At 62.2% G+C, this 18,064-nt stretch carries 18 protein-coding genes; 3 read left to right on the forward strand and 15 right to left on the reverse strand.

All coding sequences use genetic code 11. The features are described 5' to 3' along the window. Positions 1 to 122 precede the first annotated feature (122 nt). From FNA46_RS26330 to FNA46_RS06690, 9 genes are all read right to left on the reverse strand, one after another. Positions 123 to 473 (reverse strand): hypothetical protein, encoded by a 351-nt coding sequence (locus tag FNA46_RS26330; RefSeq protein ID WP_246102912.1) that lies wholly within the window; start codon positions 471 to 473, stop codon positions 123 to 125. Further along, positions 470 to 1,051, reverse strand: coding sequence for a transposase (locus FNA46_RS26335; RefSeq protein WP_342782383.1), 582 nt, complete (start codon positions 1,049 to 1,051; stop codon positions 470 to 472). Before FNA46_RS26335 ends, FNA46_RS26330 begins: the two co-directional genes overlap by 4 nt. A gap of 651 nt (positions 1,052 to 1,702) precedes the next feature. Then, complete coding sequence (locus FNA46_RS06660) at positions 1,703 to 3,214, reverse strand: malonate--CoA ligase (protein WP_143124335.1); 1,512 nt, start codon at positions 3,212 to 3,214, stop codon at positions 1,703 to 1,705. 286 nt (positions 3,215 to 3,500) lie between these two features. Continuing rightward, complete coding sequence (locus FNA46_RS06665) at positions 3,501 to 4,127, reverse strand: GDSL-type esterase/lipase family protein (RefSeq protein WP_143124336.1); 627 nt, start codon at positions 4,125 to 4,127, stop codon at positions 3,501 to 3,503. After that, entirely contained in the window at positions 4,120 to 5,106 is a 987-nt protein-coding gene (locus FNA46_RS06670; protein WP_143124337.1) for an ABC transporter ATP-binding protein, read from the reverse strand. The genes FNA46_RS06665 and FNA46_RS06670 overlap by 8 nt, the downstream gene beginning before the upstream one ends. Beyond that, positions 5,103 to 6,122: an ABC transporter ATP-binding protein gene (locus FNA46_RS06675; protein WP_143124338.1), complete on the reverse strand. Its 1,020-nt coding sequence runs from the start codon at positions 6,120 to 6,122 to the stop codon at positions 5,103 to 5,105. The genes FNA46_RS06670 and FNA46_RS06675 overlap by 4 nt, the downstream gene beginning before the upstream one ends. Continuing rightward, positions 6,119 to 6,976 (reverse strand): ABC transporter permease, encoded by an 858-nt coding sequence (locus FNA46_RS06680; protein ID WP_143124339.1) that lies wholly within the window; start codon positions 6,974 to 6,976, stop codon positions 6,119 to 6,121. Before FNA46_RS06680 ends, FNA46_RS06675 begins: the two co-directional genes overlap by 4 nt. After that, positions 6,973 to 7,914 (reverse strand): ABC transporter permease, encoded by a 942-nt coding sequence (locus tag FNA46_RS06685; protein WP_143124340.1) that lies wholly within the window; start codon positions 7,912 to 7,914, stop codon positions 6,973 to 6,975. Before FNA46_RS06685 ends, FNA46_RS06680 begins: the two co-directional genes overlap by 4 nt. A 56-nt stretch (positions 7,915 to 7,970) precedes the next feature. After that, on the reverse strand, positions 7,971 to 9,545 hold the full coding sequence (locus FNA46_RS06690) for an ABC transporter substrate-binding protein (protein ID WP_143124341.1): 1,575 nt from the start codon (positions 9,543 to 9,545) through the stop codon (positions 7,971 to 7,973). Positions 9,546 to 9,690: 145 nt separating this feature from the next. On the opposite strand from FNA46_RS06690, the gene FNA46_RS06695 reads away from it, so the two are divergent. The 3 genes from FNA46_RS06695 to FNA46_RS06705 all read left to right on the forward strand — a co-directional run bounded on the left by FNA46_RS06695 (position 9,691) and on the right by FNA46_RS06705 (position 11,818). Further along, entirely contained in the window at positions 9,691 to 10,347 is a 657-nt protein-coding gene (locus FNA46_RS06695) for a GntR family transcriptional regulator (protein ID WP_143124342.1), read from the forward strand. A 228-nt stretch (positions 10,348 to 10,575) separates the two neighbouring features. After that, complete coding sequence (fdxA, locus tag FNA46_RS06700) at positions 10,576 to 10,917, forward strand: ferredoxin (RefSeq protein ID WP_143124343.1); 342 nt, start codon at positions 10,576 to 10,578, stop codon at positions 10,915 to 10,917. Between the two features lie 13 nt (positions 10,918 to 10,930). Beyond that, positions 10,931 to 11,818 carry a dihydrodipicolinate synthase family protein gene (locus tag FNA46_RS06705; protein WP_143124344.1) on the forward strand — a complete coding sequence of 296 codons (888 nt, stop codon included), beginning with the start codon at positions 10,931 to 10,933 and terminating at the stop codon, positions 11,816 to 11,818. A 125-nt stretch (positions 11,819 to 11,943) separates the two neighbouring features. Here the strand turns inward: FNA46_RS06705 and FNA46_RS06710 are convergent, their stop codons facing one another. The 6 genes from FNA46_RS06710 to FNA46_RS06735 all read right to left on the reverse strand — a co-directional run bounded on the left by FNA46_RS06710 (position 11,944) and on the right by FNA46_RS06735 (position 18,060). Next, a complete protein-coding gene (locus FNA46_RS06710; protein WP_143124345.1) occupies positions 11,944 to 12,867 on the reverse strand; it encodes a LysR family transcriptional regulator in 924 nt (307 codons plus the stop codon). A gap of 164 nt (positions 12,868 to 13,031) precedes the next feature. Further along, positions 13,032 to 13,805, reverse strand: a complete 774-nt coding sequence (locus FNA46_RS06715; RefSeq protein ID WP_143124346.1) for an enoyl-CoA hydratase-related protein — start codon at positions 13,803 to 13,805, stop codon at positions 13,032 to 13,034. Beyond that, a complete protein-coding gene (locus tag FNA46_RS06720) occupies positions 13,802 to 14,962 on the reverse strand; it encodes a CaiB/BaiF CoA transferase family protein (RefSeq protein ID WP_143124347.1) in 1,161 nt (386 codons plus the stop codon). The genes FNA46_RS06715 and FNA46_RS06720 overlap by 4 nt, the downstream gene beginning before the upstream one ends. Continuing rightward, positions 14,959 to 16,317 (reverse strand): FAD-dependent oxidoreductase, encoded by a 1,359-nt coding sequence (locus FNA46_RS06725; protein ID WP_143124348.1) that lies wholly within the window; start codon positions 16,315 to 16,317, stop codon positions 14,959 to 14,961. Before FNA46_RS06725 ends, FNA46_RS06720 begins: the two co-directional genes overlap by 4 nt. Before the next feature lie 88 nt (positions 16,318 to 16,405). Next, a complete protein-coding gene (locus tag FNA46_RS06730; RefSeq protein ID WP_425468682.1) occupies positions 16,406 to 17,143 on the reverse strand; it encodes an ABC transporter permease in 738 nt (245 codons plus the stop codon). Between the two features lie 107 nt (positions 17,144 to 17,250). Next, entirely contained in the window at positions 17,251 to 18,060 is an 810-nt protein-coding gene (locus tag FNA46_RS06735; RefSeq protein ID WP_143124350.1) for an ABC transporter ATP-binding protein, read from the reverse strand. Positions 18,061 to 18,064 lie beyond the last annotated feature (4 nt).

Raw genomic sequence — 18,064 nt, forward strand, 5'->3', positions numbered from 1 at the left:
GCGCTTGCAGCAGAGCGAGCTTTGCTCTTCCGTACATCTGGCGTTTAAAGAGCTTTAGACGTGTGATCTGTCCTTCCGTTTGCCCGTTTGCCCGTTCGACCACGGCGAGATGATCGTGTTTCTTACAGCGTCGAGGTCCTTTTCGACGCCGCCGGCGAAGGATCCGACAAGGCTGTTCCTAGCAGCTTCCAGCCATTCGTCGCGTTTGCCGCTGTCTTCGAGCGGATCATGGACTGGAAGTCGCCGATGGCCGTGCGGGCGGCGACAAGCTCCGGGACGTTCACTTCGATCGCCGCTACGAGTATCGCTTCGGACTTTGCAAAGTCAGCGTGCGCTGCGGTCATGAGCGGTGCGATGCCCCGTGCGGACGGCGTTCCGGCGAGCCCGCTCTGATTGGCCGTTTCCGCAGGACGTCGGCGTTGTGCCCATTGCGAGACGACGCCACTCTGCATCGCAAAACCCTTCGTCTTCATCTCACGCCAAAGTGCCAAAACGTTCCGTGCCCCTTCCTCCCAGCGGCTGTTGAGACAAGGCAGCCAGCTATCTTCAACAGCGCCCGGACCGCCTCGTTCGTTTTCTGACGGCGTGGATATCCCTCAGACTGCAGTTTCTCAGCGGATGTCAGAAGCCTGGGATCAACGACATTGCTGCCGACAGGGTGTCTGATCTGCCACATCGACTTGCCGACGGCATCGAGGAAAGCCCGGCTGGAATTCTCCATCAGGTGCCATCGATCGGCGACCTGCGCAGAATCGGGCAAAACCTTCGCCATGGCCTCACCACAGCCACCGCCCCGATCATGGGCGACAATCGATACCGACGGATGTTCGGCAAGCCATGTTCGAGACGCATCCAACGCACGATCCGGCAAAAGGGTGACGGGTCTGCGCCGTTCAAGGTCACATACAATCGTTCCATAGGTTTGCCCTCGCCTGAAGACAAAGTCGTGAATGCCTGTAACGTTGAGGTCTTCGTTCCGATCGCCAATACGGGGCGAACCACCCGCAGTAACATGTCGTTGCTGACCGGCAGCATCAGGCGTTCGGCAAATGTTGCGGCAGGTCTACCGCCAAGCGCCAGGCCAAGATGGCGACTAATCCTCTCCGGCCTTTGGGTGCGTCGACCATAGCGAGCCAGCACGTTGTCACCGAATTGTTCGCAGAAGATAAGCCGGCTGCACAATACGGCATCGCACCAGAACCGGCGCGTCACGACGGTGAGCTCTACCCGCCGGCCACTGAGAGCTAAGTCAGCAGGTCGCCGCTCATATCGGCTTTGAATTCACCGTCTTACTCGCCCGCAGGCTGGACAAGCCGCTGATAGATTGCGCGATCGAAGCCGACCTTGAACACATTCCCCAACGATCGTCACTGTCTCCACAACAAAGCCAAACGGCGCGAGACTGGCATGCGGTAATCGATGGCCCGCTGCTGATCCTCCGGTGAATCAGCGGAAACCTCCTTCACGACAGCAGCCAATGTGAGTCAGAGCCAATTCTCGGTGGCAATCAACAGCGGCCTCACACGACCAGCCGGGGCAAGATCGGGCAACGCCTCCAGCCGGATGCATTCCCCCGGATACCGCACAGCGGACTGGCCTGCCGAGGTGTGGCCCGCTCTTCGAGCATGAGAGGACTCGAAACACGCGGCCACCGACTGGCTCGATCGGCAAGATCGACGTCGTATCGGCAGATGTCCACCTTTCATTGTGTGTATCGGTTCTGGCAGGCCTCGCGCAGAGCTGCCTTCTGGACCTTGCCCATGGTATTGCGCGGCAGTTCCTCGATCACGATGAGCTCGCGGGGCTGCTTGAAGCGCGCGAGATTGTCTGCGGCCGTGCGTGTGATGGCGCTCAGATCCAGCGTCGCACCGGGCCGGGGCACGAGGAAGGCAAGGACGGCCTCGCCGAAATCCGGATGGGGGACGCCCACGACAGCGCTTTCCAGGACGCCCGGCTGCTCGTCGAGAAGCATCTCGATTTCGCGCGGATAAATGTTCAGACCACCTGAAATAATGAGATCCTTGGCGCGACCGACGATCTGCACGTAGCCGCCGGGATCGATGCGTCCGATATCACCGGTGATGAAGAACCCGTTGTCGCGCAGTTCCGCCTTGGTCTTTTCCGGCATTCCCCAGTATCCCTTGAAGACATTGGGGCCGCGGACTTCGATCATGCCGGTTTCGCCGACGGGAAGAACCGTCCCGGTCTCGGGATCGGTGATCAGCAGGTCCACGTCCGGCAGAGGAAAACCGACCGTTCCGGCACGACGCTCGCCCTCGTAGGGGTTCGAGACGGACATGTTGGTTTCCGTCATCCCGTAGCGCTCGAGAATACGATGGCCCGTGCGCGCTTCGAACTCGACATGCGTCTCGGCCAGAAGCGGTGCAGAGCCGGAGACAAAGAGGCGCATATGCGCGACAAGATCCCGGTTGAAGCGATCGTCACCGAGGAGACGGGTGTAGAAGGTCGGAACCCCCATCAGCACGCTTGCGTCCGGCAGAAGCCGCAGCATCGCCGGCAGGTCGAACTTCGGCAGAAAGATCATCGAGGCCTGCGCCATCAGGGTGACGTTGCAGGCCACGAACAGGCCATGCGTATGGAAGATCGGCAAGGCGTGCAGCAGGACATCACGGCTGCCAAACCGCCAGAGCTCGGCCAGAGTGCGCGCATTGGAGAGAAGGTTGAGATGCGTGAGCATCGCCCCCTTGGAGCGGCCCGTCGTTCCCGAAGTGTAGAGAAGCGCCGCAAGGTCACTTTCCTCGCGTTCGGCCACGGCAAAGATGCCGGATTGACCGTCTGCTGCATCCGACAGGGAGCCGCGTCCATCGCCATCCAGCGTCAGCACCATGACGTCGGCGCCGCACCGTTGCTTCAGGTCCACCTCGATGCCCGGGCTGCAGATGACTCCACGTGCGCCACTATCCCCGATGAAGTAGTCGAGTTCCGTCAGCGTATAAGCCGTATTCAGGGGCAAAAGCACGATGCCCGCCATGACGCAGGCGGCATAAAGCGCCAGCGCCTGCGGCGTCTTTTCCACCTGCACGGCAAGCCGGTCGCCCGCTCGAAGGCCGGCCGCGACGAGCACATTGGCCTGTCGGGCGGCAAGCGCGTGAAAGTCGCGATAGCGCAGCACCTCTCCCTTTGCGTCGATCAGAAAGGCACCGTCACTGTCACGGCCGGGGGCAAACAGGGTGTCGTAAAGTGGATTGGGCATGCGTAAAAACCTCGACTGACTGACGGGACGGTGCCGGGCGATGAACTGGATGGATGGGCGCAACCGCCAATCCGCTGCGGGTCTGGTTCGGGCTCCTGCTGCCCTTTCCTGGCGTGCGGATTTTGGAAAGAGGCAGACGCGTCGCAATCCGCAGCCATATGACAGACGGGAGCGGCAGGGCGGATAAGGAAAGACCTGAGCCGATCCGGATCGGCGGGGTGGCACCACGCGCTGGAACCGTGCCTGCTTCGTCTGCCGTTCCGATCCGCCGCACGACCGCACGGATTCAGGCGAGAAGTTCCGGAATGCGTTTCAGCACCTCGGCCCAGAGCGCGTATCCGCCCGCATTCAGGTGAATGAAATCGGGCTGATAATAGCGGCCCATCGGCCGGCCGTTTTCGCCGATCAGACCGCGGGATGCGTCAATGAAATGCGCCTGACCGCTCTCCCCGCACCAGGCTTCGGTCAGCGCGTTGTAGCGATCAACCTCATCGGCATAGATCCAGCGGGTCGGGCTTTGCTTGGTGCCGAGCACGAAGATCCTTGCAGCCGGAAGCTCTGCACGGATATCGGCCAGCAGCGCCTTCATGTGTTCGAAGGTCGTCTGACCTGTCAGGCCATCATTGGCGATGTCGTTTTCACCGAAGTAGAGCACGATGCGTTCCGGCTTCAGCGGGATGAGCAGCTTTTGCAGGTAATGACGACCGGAAAGGTTCGTGCCGCCGCCGAAGCCAAGATTGACGATGTCCAGCGATTGAAGATCCTGCTGCATTGTTCCCCAGAGGCGGAACGAGGAGGAGCCGTAGAAGGCAATCGGCCTTTGCGGCAGAGGACCTCGCTGCAACCTGGCCAGGATCGCGACGACATCGTCCTCGAAGCGATTGGTGGCAAGGGGTGTCGGAAATTCAAACATTGAGCAATTCCTTTTTCGTCATGTCGTCGGCGCGATGGCAGGCGCTGAAGCGGCCCGGTGCGGTTGGCCGCAAGGGCGGAACAACATTTGCGCAGACATCGACAGCCATCGGGCAGCGGGTGCGGAAGGCGCAGCCGGAGGGCAGGTTGATAGGGCTTGGCGGGTCGCCTTCCAGGGGCGCGCGCTGCCTGCGATCTGCCGGGCGCGGACGCGGCACCGATTCAAGCAGGCCCACGGTGTAAGGATGCTGCGGTGCATTGAGCACGGCTGCGGTTTCCCCCGCCTCAACGATACGACCGAGATACATGACAGCAATGCGGTTGCTGATATGCGAGACGACGCCGATGTCATGCGAAATGAACAACAACGACAGTTTCATCTCGTCGCGCAGGTCACAGAGAAGGTTGATCACCTGCGCCCGGATCGACACATCCAGCGCCGACACGGGTTCATCGGCGACGACGAGGCGCGGACGGGTGGCAAGCGCGCGGGCAATGCCCAGACGCTGCCTCTGTCCCCCCGAGAGTTCATGCGGATAGCGCTTTGCCTGATCCGGCCGAAGTCCGACCTTCGACAGCAATTGCAGCACATGGTCACGTCTTTCCGCAGATGTGCCGATCCGGAAATTGTCCAGCGGTTCGCGCACGATGGCTTCCGCCGTCCAGCGCGGATCGAGCGAGGCGGAGGGATCCTGGAAGATCATCTGGACGGAGCGGCGCGCCGTGTGCAGATCCCGATTGCCCATGCGGGCAAGATCGCGTCCAAGGAGGTGGACCGCGCCGCTGTCGGGCCGGTCAAGCCCCATGATCATGCGGCCAAGGGTCGACTTGCCGCAGCCGCTTTCGCCGACCAGCGCCAGCGTTTCACCCGGCGCGATCGACAGGGACACGTCATTGACCGCATGCACGGTCTGTCCCTTGCCGGTCTTGAAATGACGCACGAGCTTGTCGGCAACCAGGACATCGGTGTTGTCACTCATGCGGAGACCTCCACGGTGAGGTTTGCGGTCGGCCCGTAGGCAACCGGCTGGTCGCAACGGGAGGCATGGCCGAAGGTTACGTCACGCCAGTCCGGCGTGCGGCGGTGGCAGCTGTCCACGGCAAACCGGCAGCGTTCAACGAAACTGCACCCCTGCGGCAGCATGGAAAAGCTCGGCACATTGCCCGGGATTTCTTCCAGCCGCCCACGGCTCGGTTCCCCCGGCACGAACTCGGCCGTGGCCCGCAACAGGCCTGCGGTATAGCCATGCGCAGGATTTTCAAAGATGGCATGAACGGGACCGCGCTCCACCAGCGAACCGGCATACATGACCGCAACATCATCAGCGATTTCGGCGACTACGCCGAGATCGTGGGTGATGAAGATGATCGCGGTGCCGAATTCCCGTTGCAGTTCGGAGAGCAGCCACAGGATCTGTGCCTGAACCGTCACGTCAAGGGCGGTGGTCGGCTCGTCGGCAATCAGCAGCCGTGGCCGGCAGATGAGCGCCATCGCAATCATGATACGCTGGCGCATGCCGCCGGAGAGCTGGTGCGGATAGGCACTCATGCGGCGGGCAGCATCGGGAATGCGAACACGCTGCAAAACCTCCATGACACGGGCATTGGCGGCGCGCGTGCTCATCTTCTCGTGCAGAAGCAGCGCCTCGCGCAGCTGAAAGCCGATGGTGAGCGCTGGATTGAGCGACGACATCGGATCCTGGAAGATCATCGCCATCAGCGAGCCACGCAGACGCGACATTTCACGTTCGTCGCACTCCAGCAGGTTGATGCCATCCAGACGCATGGTCGCCGCCTCGACATGGGCGCTGCCCGGCTTGTGCAGCCCCATGATGGAAGTGGCGGTAACGCTCTTACCCGAGCCGGATTCGCCCACGAGACAGAGCGTCTTGCCGGCCTCGAGATCGAATGAGACATCGCGCACGGCCCGGATCGCACCACCCGCCCCGAAACCGACGGTGAGATTGCGAATACTGAGGAAAGGTTCGCCTGTCATGACGCCCTCCTTGCGGCGAGCCGCGGATCGAAACGGTCACGCAGTCTGTCGCCGAGAATGTTGATGGACAGCACCATGATGGACAGCAGCAGGCCCGGAAAGGCGATGATCCATGGTGCCAGACGGAAATACTCCTTGCCGCTGGCAATCACGTTGCCCCAACTCGGAACGTCCGGCGGCGTGCCGACGCCGAGGAAGCTCAAGGCTGCCTCGGAAAGGATTGCAGCCGCGCAAACATAGGTGGCCTGGACGCTCAGCATGCCGATCGCGTTCGGGACGATATGGCGCAGCAGGATCTTCGGCGTGGATGAGCCAACGGAAATCGCGGCGGTGATGAAGGGCAGTTCGCGGATGCTGAGCACCACGCTACGCATCAGGCGGGCAGTGCGCGGGATCTCCGGCACCGAGATGGCGATGATGACGGTCACCAGACCGCCCCCCAGGACGGATACGAGGGCAATGGCCAGCAGGATGCCGGGAATGGCCATCAATCCATCGGCAAGGCGCATGACGATGCGGTCAACCCAGTTGAAATAGCCGGCCACGACACCGAGCGTGCCGCCGATCGCCAGCACGACGATGGCCGTGCACAGGCCTACCGTGACGGAGTTGCGCGCTCCCGATACCGTGCGCACGAAGACATCACGACCGAGATTGTCGGTCCCGAACCAGGCAATGGCGCTTGGCGGTTTCAGACGCATCATCGGATTGAGATCATTGCCGAGACCGAAAACAAGCGGACCGAAGATGGCCATCAGGATCACGACCGCCAGAGCCAGCAGGCTCAGCGACACCGCAACGCCCGGACGCGCCGGTTTCGGCTTCGAGAGGGCGGGAGAAGAGACCGTCGTCATTGGCGCACCCGCGGATCAAAAAGAGCATAGGACAGGTCGACCAGCAGGTTGACCGCGATCAGGACAAAAGAAAACACGATGAGAACACCCTGAACGACCGGATAGTCACGCGTCAGGATCGCGTCGACGGTCAGTCGCCCCATGCCGGGAATGTTGAAGACCGACTCCGTGATCACCACTCCTCCGAGCAGTGCGGCAAAGCTGGTGCCGATAACGGTCACGACGGGAACGCCGATATTCTTGAGCGCATGCACGATCAGGATGCGCCGGTTGTTGGCGCCCTTGGCGCGGGCAGTGCGGATGTAATCCTCCGCCAGCACCTCCAGCATGGTTGCGCGGGTAATGCGCGCAACCAGCGCGGAAAACAGGAAGGACAGCGTGATCGACGGCAGTGTGATGCTGCGCAGACAGTTCCAGAAACCTGAGGACAGGGGCTTGTAGCCCTGAACCGGCAGCCAGCCGGCGCGCAGTGCAAAGAGATCCACCAGCACGTAACCGATCACGAAGACAGGCACCGAGAAACCGACGACGGACGCGACGATGAGGAAGGTGTCGATGGCTGAACCCGCGCGCCATGCGCCCCATACCCCCATCGGCACGGCGATGAGAACGGAGAGTATCAGCGTGGAAACTGCAAGTACGGCCGTCGGCTCGACACGCTGAAGAATGAGCTTCAGCACGGGGAAGCCGGAATAGACCGACTGACCAAGGTCGAGATGCGCGACATTCGACAGATAGAGGAACAGTTGCTCGAGGAGCGGCCTGTCGAGGAACAGACGTTCGCGAATAGCTTCGATCTGGTCGCGCGTGGCATTCTCGCCGGCAATCAGTGCGGCGGGATCGCCAGGACCGATATGCAGCAGAAGAAAAACCGTAATCAGGACGATGAACGCGATGGGGATGACCGACAGAAGCCGCCGGACGACGAAATTGGACATGCATGCCTCCCGAGGACGGCAGGCGCCACCCGTCGGGGTGACGCCGCCGCTTCATGTCACTGCTTTTTCTCGATGTTCCAGTAGAGCTGCAGCGGACTGTCGATGATGCCGGAGACGGACTTGCTCCATCCCGCCACGCCATAATGCTGGCCCATGGGGATAAAGGTGACGATCTCGTTCGACCGCTCCTGCAGTTTGATTGCTGCCGCCTTGCGCGCGGCCTGATCGCCGGCCAGAAGGAAGGCCTTCCAGCGGGCCTGCAGTTCCTCATCGCAGGGCCAGCCGACGAACGCCTTGTCGCAGGCGCCGGTGACGTATGGATTGGTCAGCGGATCCATCATGGCGTCGCCGCCAAAGGCGGTGAGGAACATGTTCCAGCCACCTTCTGCGGGCGTGCCCTTGTTGTTGCGCCGGGAGAACATCGTGGCGAGGTCGATCTGGCGGTCATCCACCGTAAAGCCCGCCTTGCGCAGGGCCTGCACGAGCACTGTCCCCATGTCACGCTGGAACTGCTGATCGGTGGGATGCAGGAAGGTGATCGGCGTCCCGTTGTAGCCTGCCTCCTTGAGAAGCGCCTTGGCCTTCTCGGGATCCGGCTTCATGTAGCGGTCGCTGTTGACATCGGTCTCGTAGGGCGCATCGCACATGAAGATCGCGGCGCAGACCTTGTAGAGATCCTTGCGATCGCCGAGCAGCGTCGTCATGAAGTCCTGCTGGTTCAGGGCCAGCTGAACTGCCTGACGCACCTTGATGTCGTTGAAGGGCGGCTGCGTATGGTTAAGAACCACCTGCAGGCTTCGACCAAGAAGCGGCTTGGGTGCGACGGCAAAATTCTTGTCGGCCTCGACGATCGGAAGCTGATCATAGGGAATTTCGGTGACGAAATCGATCTCGCCGGCGAGAAGCGCATTCACTGCACTCGTATCATCGGGGATGGTGATGCGCTCGATCCGGTCCACCTTGGCGATCTTGCCACCTGCCAGATTGCTCGGAGGCTCGCTGCGGGGCACATAGCCCTTGAACTTCTCGACAACGAACTTCACGCCCGGCTGCCACTCGACCAGCTTGAACGGGCCCGAACCGATCAGCGCAGGAAGCTTCTCACCGATCGGCGTCTTGGCAATGCGCTCCGGCATGATGAAAAGCGGATAGGCCGTCATGCGACCAAGCCCGTTGAGGAGCTGCGCAAAGGGTTCCTTCAGCGTGATCCGGAAAGAGGTCGCGCCCGTCGCCTCGATCTTGTCCAGACGCTTGGCAATTTCCTGACCCAGGCTGTCCTTGCCCATCCAGCGGTTGACGGACGCAATGACGTCTGCGGACGTGACAGGCGCTCCATCGTGGAAGATGAGACCGCTGCGCAGCGTGAAATCATAGACCTTGCCGTCCGCGCTGACAGAATAGGTATCCACCATCTGAGGCTTGACGTCGAAATTGGCGTCCATGGCAAACAGGGTGTCCCAAAGCAGGTAGGACATGTCGCGCATCGGGTAGTTGGTGCTGAGCAGCGGATCCATCTGCTGGATGTCGCCAACAGCGCGAATCCGCAGCACGCTCTCGGCATGCGCTGCCACTCCCACACCGAACGACAGGACGGTAGCGGCAGCTAGAGTCTTGATTAGTTTCGATAACATTCTTGGCTCCTCCCACGAACCCGGAAACGAACGAGGTCTGCTGTGATTGCATACCGTCGCTGAACAATGCTAAAACAGTTCATGACGCACGAGCATGCGGATGTCAATCTCGTGTATACAAAAATTAAAACTGGGTATGCTCAGCATGAATGTGAAATCCAAAAGTGCACCGTCCCTGCGCGATCGTATCGAGGACGCCATTGTCTCAGGCACGTTCAGGCCGGGTGATCGACTGGAAGAACAAAGCCTTGCCGAACAGTATGGCGTGTCCCGCACGCCTGTACGCGAGGCGTTGCGGCAGCTTCAGGAGGCGGGACTTGTGGAGATAAAGCCGCGGCGCGGCGCGACGGTGAGCAAGGTCTCGCCAGCCGACCTCATCCACATGTTCGAGGTGATGGGCGGGCTCGAAGGCATGGCCGGGCGACTGGCGGCAAGGCGGCTGGACGAGACCTCGCGGCAGGAGATCCTCGCCTGCCACGAAGCGTGCCGCACAGCCGTCAACCAGGGCTCGGACGCCTACTACTACGAGAACGAGCGCTTTCACATGGCCATCTATCGCGCCAGCGCCAATCCGTTTCTCGAAGAGCAGGCGCGTGCGCTGCATCGACGCCTCAAGCCGTATCGTCGCATCCAGTTGCGCTCGCTGAACCGCATCGAGCAATCGTTTGCGGAACATGACAGGGTCGTCAAGGCGATCCTGGCCGGCAACGGGGCCGATGCAGAACAGGCACTGTGGGATCACATCACGATCCAGGCCGATCGTTTCCATGACTTCCTGGCAGGTCTGGCACGCGACACCTGACACTCACGCCTCGATGCCTGCTTCCCGTGCGCGGACACGCGAACCGACGCGCTCGGGAAGGTCCGTTGTCTCGTTGCGATCGAACAGACGACATATTCGCCTTCCCTGTCCGTTGCCGAACCGGCAACGACGGCTGCGAAACTCTCAACTTCCCAGCAATGGGCTGCTCTGAAAACATGCCTCGACACGCCCGCCTGCCCGGCCGGCCGACAACGAGGTTCCGGACACATGGCCTATGTGATCACCACGCCCTGCATCGACGTCAAGGATGGCGCCTGCACCGCCGCGTGCCCGGTGGACTGCATCTATGAGGGCGGCCGGATGTTCTACATCCACCCGGACGAATGCATCAACTGCGGATTGTGCCTGTCGATCTGTCCCGTGGATGCAATTGCCTGGGATGAGGAGATCAGCCCGGATCGGCAGGCTTTCATCGGCATCAACCGCGACTTCTTCACGCCAGCGGTGAGCGGGCTCGGATCGCCCGGCGGCTGGGACAGAACGGCCACCACCGCGGATCACCCCCTGGTCGCAGCCTTCGACAGGCCCCTGCACGCGACGGCATCCTGAGGAGGAGAACATCATGCAGCCATCAAACATCACGGGCGTCATTCCGGCAGTGCCGACCCCGTTCTCATTGGACGGAAAACTGGACGCCGCCGCCTTCCTCGAACACGGGCAGTGGTGCCTCGATCACGGCGCATCTGCGCTCAACATCCTCGGCACGACCGGCGAAGCGAATTCCCTGTCCGTATCGCTCCGCCGGGAGATCATGACGGTTGCGGCGGAGAATCTCGATCGCTCCCGGCTGATGGTCGGGACTGCCACGCCTGATCTTGCAACCACGATCGACCTGACACAACGGGCCGAGAGCCTCGGTTATGCGGCAGCGCTTGTCCTGCCGCCCTTCTACTACAAGCCGGTATCCGAGGACGGGCTGTTTGCCTGGTTCGACCGGTTGATCGCGGCAACCGGCACCATCGACCTTTATCTCTACAATTTCCCGCAGTTGACGGGCATTGTGTTCGGCCCGGACTTCGCCACGCGGCTGAAGGCCGCCCATCCTGAGCGTATTCGCGGCGCAAAGGACAGTTCCGGCGACCTCGACTACGCACGCAACCTTGCAGCCATCCGGGATTTCGACGTCTTTCCCAGCAGCGAAACGGCTCTGGCCGAAGCCGCGACCTCAGGTTTCGCCGGCTGCATCTCCGCCTCCGTCAACGTGAATCCGGCACTTGCGGACAGGCTCTGGCGGGACCAGGGAAATGACGCACTCGCACGACAGGTCCGCGCGCTGCGCGCCGGCGTTGCCGCCTTTCCGCTGATCGGCGCCGTCAAACACCTCGTCAGGCGCCGGACGGGGAATGCCATCTGGACGCATGTCATGCCCCCCAACCTTCCCATCACCGACGAGACTGCCCGAGAGACGCTTGCATCCGTCGTCCTGCAGTCGGAACGGATGACGGCCTGACGACCCGGAATGCGCAAACGCGCGGAATGATGCAACTCCAGCGAAACGCGGCAACGGTTTCGCCGCCGGAATTGCGTAGGAATAAATGGAGCGCTTCGGGCGATCCCGGTGTCGCCGGAAACGTTCTAGCGCACGACGATCTCTTCGATCGTCCGGGCAAAGATTGCCAGACGATCCGCCAGAAAGCCCGCCATGACCTCCGAGGCATAAGGCAGCTTGCGGGTGCGCGGAACCATCACCCCCAGCCGCGCCATCTCGTTGCGAAGCCCTGAAATCGGCAGGGCCACCACCTCGCCGGTCTTCAACTCCTCGTAGAAGCCCATGGGCGTGTAGAAGGCAACGCCGTTACCCGAAAGGATCAGCGGTTTCAGCATCATCTGGTTGTTGCTGGAGACAAGGGCGCGCGCATGACGCTCCAACGCGCCGAGTTCGAGCGAAAACATCCAGCTGGTGACGTCATTGTCCAGTTGCAGCAGCAGCTTGAACTGGGCGCATTGTTCGACGGAGGCCGTCTTCATCCGGGCGAGCGGATGGTTGCGTGCAACGATCGCCATGATCGGCATCGGGACCGAGGACAGAAGCCGGACGTCGCCCGGCCGCGCGATGTCGAAGGTAATGCCGATATCCACGTCATCATCCGTCAGCAGGCCGAAGATCCGTGCATAGTTTTCCGTCCGGATCCGGAAATCCACGGCCGGATGGTTGCGGTTAAAGTCCATCAGGCACTGGGGCATGAAGGTAATCGCCAGGCTGTCGAGGCAGGCGATGGGAATGCGGCCGGTGATCTTGCCGGCGAGATCGCCGAGCTCGCCGCGCATCACCTCGTAGTCCTGCAGCGTTTCCCGCGCATGGCGAAGCACGATGCGGCCTGCCCCTGTCAGGCGAAGGCCATCGGGCAACCGCTCGAACAGCGGCATGCCCAACTCGTCTTCCAGCTTCTTGATCTGCCGGCTGAGCGCCGAGGTCGCGACATGCAGCTCTTCCGATGCCTTGCGGATGGAGCCCGAGCGGGCCACGGCCGCAAAATATTTCAGAATGCTGGCATGCATGGCGCCTCCATCGGGCCTTTGCGTTTGTCCGGGCAAACTGGAATCCGGTTTCCCTCAGCGACGCGCGAAAACCAGGAGATCCGCAATGCGTCGGGATCAACGGGAACCCGGCGCATTCCGTGTACAACGCCATATCCTGATAGGGTTTTGGCGTCGGCGCAAGCTCAACGGCCCTTCCAGACGGGCGCTCGCTTTTCGAGAAATGCCGTTACCCCTTCCTGTGCGTCCTCGCTCCGCAAGGCCCTGACCAGCGGCACGGTTCGCAGCGCCTGCGCCTCTGCCGGAGACAGATGTCCCGTTCGGTTCACGGTGTGCTTGATTGCCTTCAGGGAGAGCGGCGCACAGGCCACGATCTCTGTGACCCACCGCTCGACGGCATCATCCAGCGCGTCCGGTTCCACCACTTCGTTGACAAGCCCGAACGCGTGCATCTCTTCTGCGCTGAACTGTCTGCCGGTCATCAGAACGGCCATGGCACGGTTGAACGGAATCTTTCGCTGCAGAAGAACCATGCCGCCATCGAGCGGCATCCGACCCACCCGCGCTTCCGGCAGACCGAAGCGTGCCGTGGACGCAGCAATCACGATGTCGCACCCCAGCACCATCTCGAAACCGCCGCCCAGCGCAAAGCCGTTGACGCGGGCGATGACCGGGACATCCAGGCTGCGGCGAAAGGAAAGACCGCCAAAACCATGCGGACGATCCTCAGCCCAGTAATCGAGACCGGACGTGGTGACGCCCTTCATATCGGCGCCGGCACAGAAAGCCCTGGCACCGGCACCGGTCACCACCACGCAACTGACGTCGTCGCGTCGCTCGATGTCCTGCCAGACGGCTTCGAGCGCCTGTTCGCAGGCCGCATCCACCGCATTCATCCGCTCCGGACGGTCGATGGTGACGCGCGCCACGCGGTCGCTGACGGAAAAACGGATACTCATGCGGCATCCTCACGGCTCTTCTCCCCGAGCAAAGCGAGGATTTCCGCATTGTGCTCGCCAAGGCGCGGCGGCGGAATGCGCACCGTCACCTCGGCCGCCGACATGTCGATCGGCGACCCGATCAGACGGATCGGGCCTGCCGGTGTTTCGCCTGCATCGAGGATCATGCGGTTGATCAGGGTCTGCTCGTCCTGCAGGGCATCGGCAATGGTGCGCACCGGCGCGCAGAGAATGTCGACACCCTCCAGCCGGGCGATCCAGTGCGCGGTGCTGTTTTTGCGGAACTCCTCTCGGAACACCGTCTGCAGCTCCGGACGATGCTGCATCTGCAGGTCGAAATTGGCATAGCGGGGATTGGCCGAGAGGTCTTCGATCTCAAGCGCCGCGCAGATGTCCTGCAGCGGGTTCTGCTTGAAGGCCCCGACCATGACGATCGCCCCATCCGTCGTCTCGAATACGCCGGTCAGCGGGAAGGCACCCCAGTTCAGCTCCCTGTTGCGCATCATGTGCACCGTGCCTTCCTGCATCTGCATGGCCAGCATGGAGGAATAGAGGCTGACGGCCACCTGCTGGCCCTCTCCGGTCTTTTCCCGGTGCAGCAATGCCAGCAGAATGCCCTGGACGAGATGCATGCCGGCGGAAAAATCGGCAAGCGGAGTGGCATAGATGGACAGCGGGTGGCTCTGGTCCGACTTGCGACGCATGACGCCGGAAACGGCCTGCGCCAGCACGTCCTGGCCTCCCTTGTGCTCATAGGGGCCCGTCAGTCCATAACCCGTGCCGACTGCAAAGATAAGGCGCGGATTGCGCGCCCTCAGCGCCTCGTAGCCAAAGCCCATGCGCTCCATCACGCCGGGCCGGAAGTTGTTGACCACAACATCCGCCTGGTCGATCAGCGCCAGCACGGCGGCGCGGGCGTCGTCCCGCTTCAGATCCAGCGCCAGGCTGCGCTTGTTGCGATTGAGCGAGCAGAAGACCGGATTGTTCAGTCCGTCCGGATCGGAGCCCAACGACCAGCGCGAGAGATCGCCGATCTTCTCCTTCTCGATCTTGATCACGTCAGCTCCGTAATCCGCCAGCATCTGCGTGCAGCAGGGGCCAAGCATGACCTGGGTAAAATCCACGACACGGATGCCGGACAAGGGAAGGGTGGTCATTCTGCTGCCTCCAGGTAGCTTGCATTGGCGGACGGCCGGTCGCCGGGATCGGCACCCTGCGCCCGCATCTGTCTTTGGATTGCGGTGATGTCCGCTTGGCGAACGGTGGTCCCGGCATTGAGCGCCACCGTGGCGGCAACGCCGGCGGCCTCGCCCATGGCCATGCAGGGGGGAATTTCGCGGCTCGACTTCTGGGCCTGAGGCGTTGCGGAATAGTGGCGGCCGGCGACCAGAAGCTGGTCGATCTCCTTCGGCAGAAGCGCCCGATACGGGGTGTAATAGTCCCTGCCCCGGCAGACGCTGTCGGCAAAGTGACGCCGGCTCATCACATCCTCCTTGGTCACCACATATTCGCCCTGCAGCATGCGCGTCTGGCGGACGCCGGTCTGGGGCGCGAAATCCACCACATAAGCCCTTTCGAAGCCCGGCAGCGTCTGGCGTGCAAATTCGAGCAGCCGCCCCATGCGCGCCCTGCCCTCCACCTCGGCGGCAGCGAGATCCTCGACCTTGAGACCGGACAGTTTCGGCATGTGCGGGCAGTTGAGCCAGATGACGCCCGGCAGCGGCGTCTTCAGCCACCAGTAGGACCAGCATCCGCCGATCAACCGCTTGGCTTCGTGGTCGAGACGCTTGAACCGCTCCGGTTCCTCGAACTCGAAACGCTCGGCGGCCTCCGTATCCACGCCGCCCCAGCGCGAGACCGTGGTGAGGATGAAGCTGTCCTCGACATGGGAGGCGCCGGCATTGGCCGCGACGTCCAGGTCGCCGGTCGCATCGATCACCACGCCCGCCATGATGGCTTCGAGACCGGACTTGGTCTGGCAGATGACACCCTTGATCGTCGCATCCTCGACGATGGCAGAGGCAAACCAGCTGTGCGTGCGAAGCTTGATACCGCATTCGGCAAAGATGTCATAGGAAACCTGCTTGAATGCATCCGGATCGAAGGCGGCCGCATAACAGATCGGGTGCGGGGCGGTCGGCGTGTGAAAATCGAAGAGCCCCCAGCGTGCCCAGCGACGCCAGCTTTCCGGCAGGTCACGCCGGTCGATCTGGCGGTCATTCTCGTCGGGCACAACGCAGAGGTTTTTCGCGCGCATGCGTTCGATCATCTCGGTGCAGATCCCCTGCACGGTGATATCCAGTCCGTTGACCATATCATCGAGAACGAGAACCATGCCGCCGGCGGCAAGACCGCCGAGATAGGGATAGCGCTCGATGAGCGTTACCGACGCGCCGTTGCGGGCGGCCGAGATGGCGGCCGAAATGCCGGCGGGGCCGCCTCCGACCACGACCACATCCGAGCGGTCGACGATCTTGGCCTGTTTCTGAGGGACAGCGATCATGGCTTGCATGGATTTTCCTCCCGGACATGCCGGCATGACAAAGGGCACGGTCGATGCTTCGAACGCGGGCCAGGTTTTCAAAGGGATTTGGAACGGTTCAGCCGTGGTTGCCGGGTTTCCAGCGCACCACTTTCTTCTCGACGATCGCCACCACAAAGAACAGGATGACGGCGAGTGCGGCCGCAATCACCACCGTCGCGTAAAGTAGCGGCGAACGGAAATTGTAGGTCGCCTCGATGATCAGGGCACCGAGACCGTAGCTGGAGCCGATCCATTCGGCGACGATCGCCCCCATCACGCTGCTGGTGGCCGCAATCTTCAGGGCGGCGAACAGGAAAGGCAAGGAGGCCGGCAGCCGCACCTTCCAGAAGATCTCCGCATTGCTGGCCGACAGGACACGCATCAGGTCCAGCATGGCCGGGCTCGCGGATTTCAGCCCCTGCACCATATTCACCAGCGTCGGGAAGAATGAAATCAGCCCGGCGATGATGATCTTTGGTGCGATGCCATTCCCGACCAGCAGGACCAGGATCGGCGCCAGCGCAATGATCGGGATAGACTTGATGATCACGGCAATCGGATAGAAGGCCCGTTCCGCCAGCGGGCTGTAGACGAACCAGACCGCGAGCAGGATGGCGACGAGATTGCCGGACACGAAGCCCATCGCCGCTTCGAGCAGCGTCGGCAGAAGGTTGTTCCAGAGAATTACGCCGTTTTCCCGGAAAGCGGAGAGAACGGCAATCGGGCTTGGCGCCATGAAGGTGGGCACCGAAAAGGCCCAGACCACCAGCTGCCAGAGCATCACGCAGCCTGCAATGGCGAGGATTGCCGGCATATGATCGGCGACAGGTGCGAGCAGGCGGTTTGCTCGAAGCGCCCGACGAACGGCCGGCTCCATGCCGGCCCGCGCGGTGGGGGCCACGGAATGCAGCGTATCGGTCATCAGCATTCCTCCAGAAGCCGGCGCAGATGCGCGGTGATGCGGATGAATTCCACGGTATCGCGGATGGCAAGCGTTCGCTCGGTCGGCAGATCCACCTTGATGTAGGCCTTGACCCGACCGGGATGGGCGGCAAGCATCAGTACATGTTCGCCGAGAAAGACGGCTTCGGGGATCGAGTGGGTGACGAAGACGATGGTGGTGCCCGTCTCCTTCCAGATCCGCAGCAGTTCCTCGTTGAGCTTGTCGCGGGTAATCTCGTCAAGCGCGCCGAAGGGCTCGTCCATCAGGAGTATCCGCGGCCGGCTGATCAGCGCACGCGCAATCGCCACCCGCTGGCGCTGTCCTCCGGACAGCTCGTGCGGCAGCGCCTTCTCCCGCCCCTGCAACCCCACGAGTGCCAGCAGCCGCTCGGGGTCCGCATAGGCCGCGGTATCGGCGCGCCTGCCCACTTCGAGCGGCAGGCGCACATTATCGAGAACACTGCGCCAGGGCAGCAGCGTCGCCTCCTGAAAGACGAAGGCAAAATCACGCCCCTCGCGCGCCTTCCGCGGCGTCTGGCCCAGCACGGAGATCGTGCCATCGCTGACGGGCACGAGGTCCGCGATGCAGCGCAACAGCGTGGATTTTCCGCATCCCGAAGGACCGATCATGGTCACCAGCGCCCCTTTGGGGATGGTGACGGACACGTCCTTCAGGGCGGTAAATTCCGACTGACCACCACCGAAACGCACGTGCAGATGCTCGACGGACACCGCAGGAGGCGCAAGCTCGGGGGCCTGCAGATCGATCTTGTGCTGAGCCATTGCCATGCGC

Source organism: Affinirhizobium straminoryzae (assembly GCF_007004135.1).
Classification (GTDB): Bacteria; Pseudomonadota; Alphaproteobacteria; order Rhizobiales; family Rhizobiaceae; genus Neorhizobium; species Neorhizobium straminoryzae.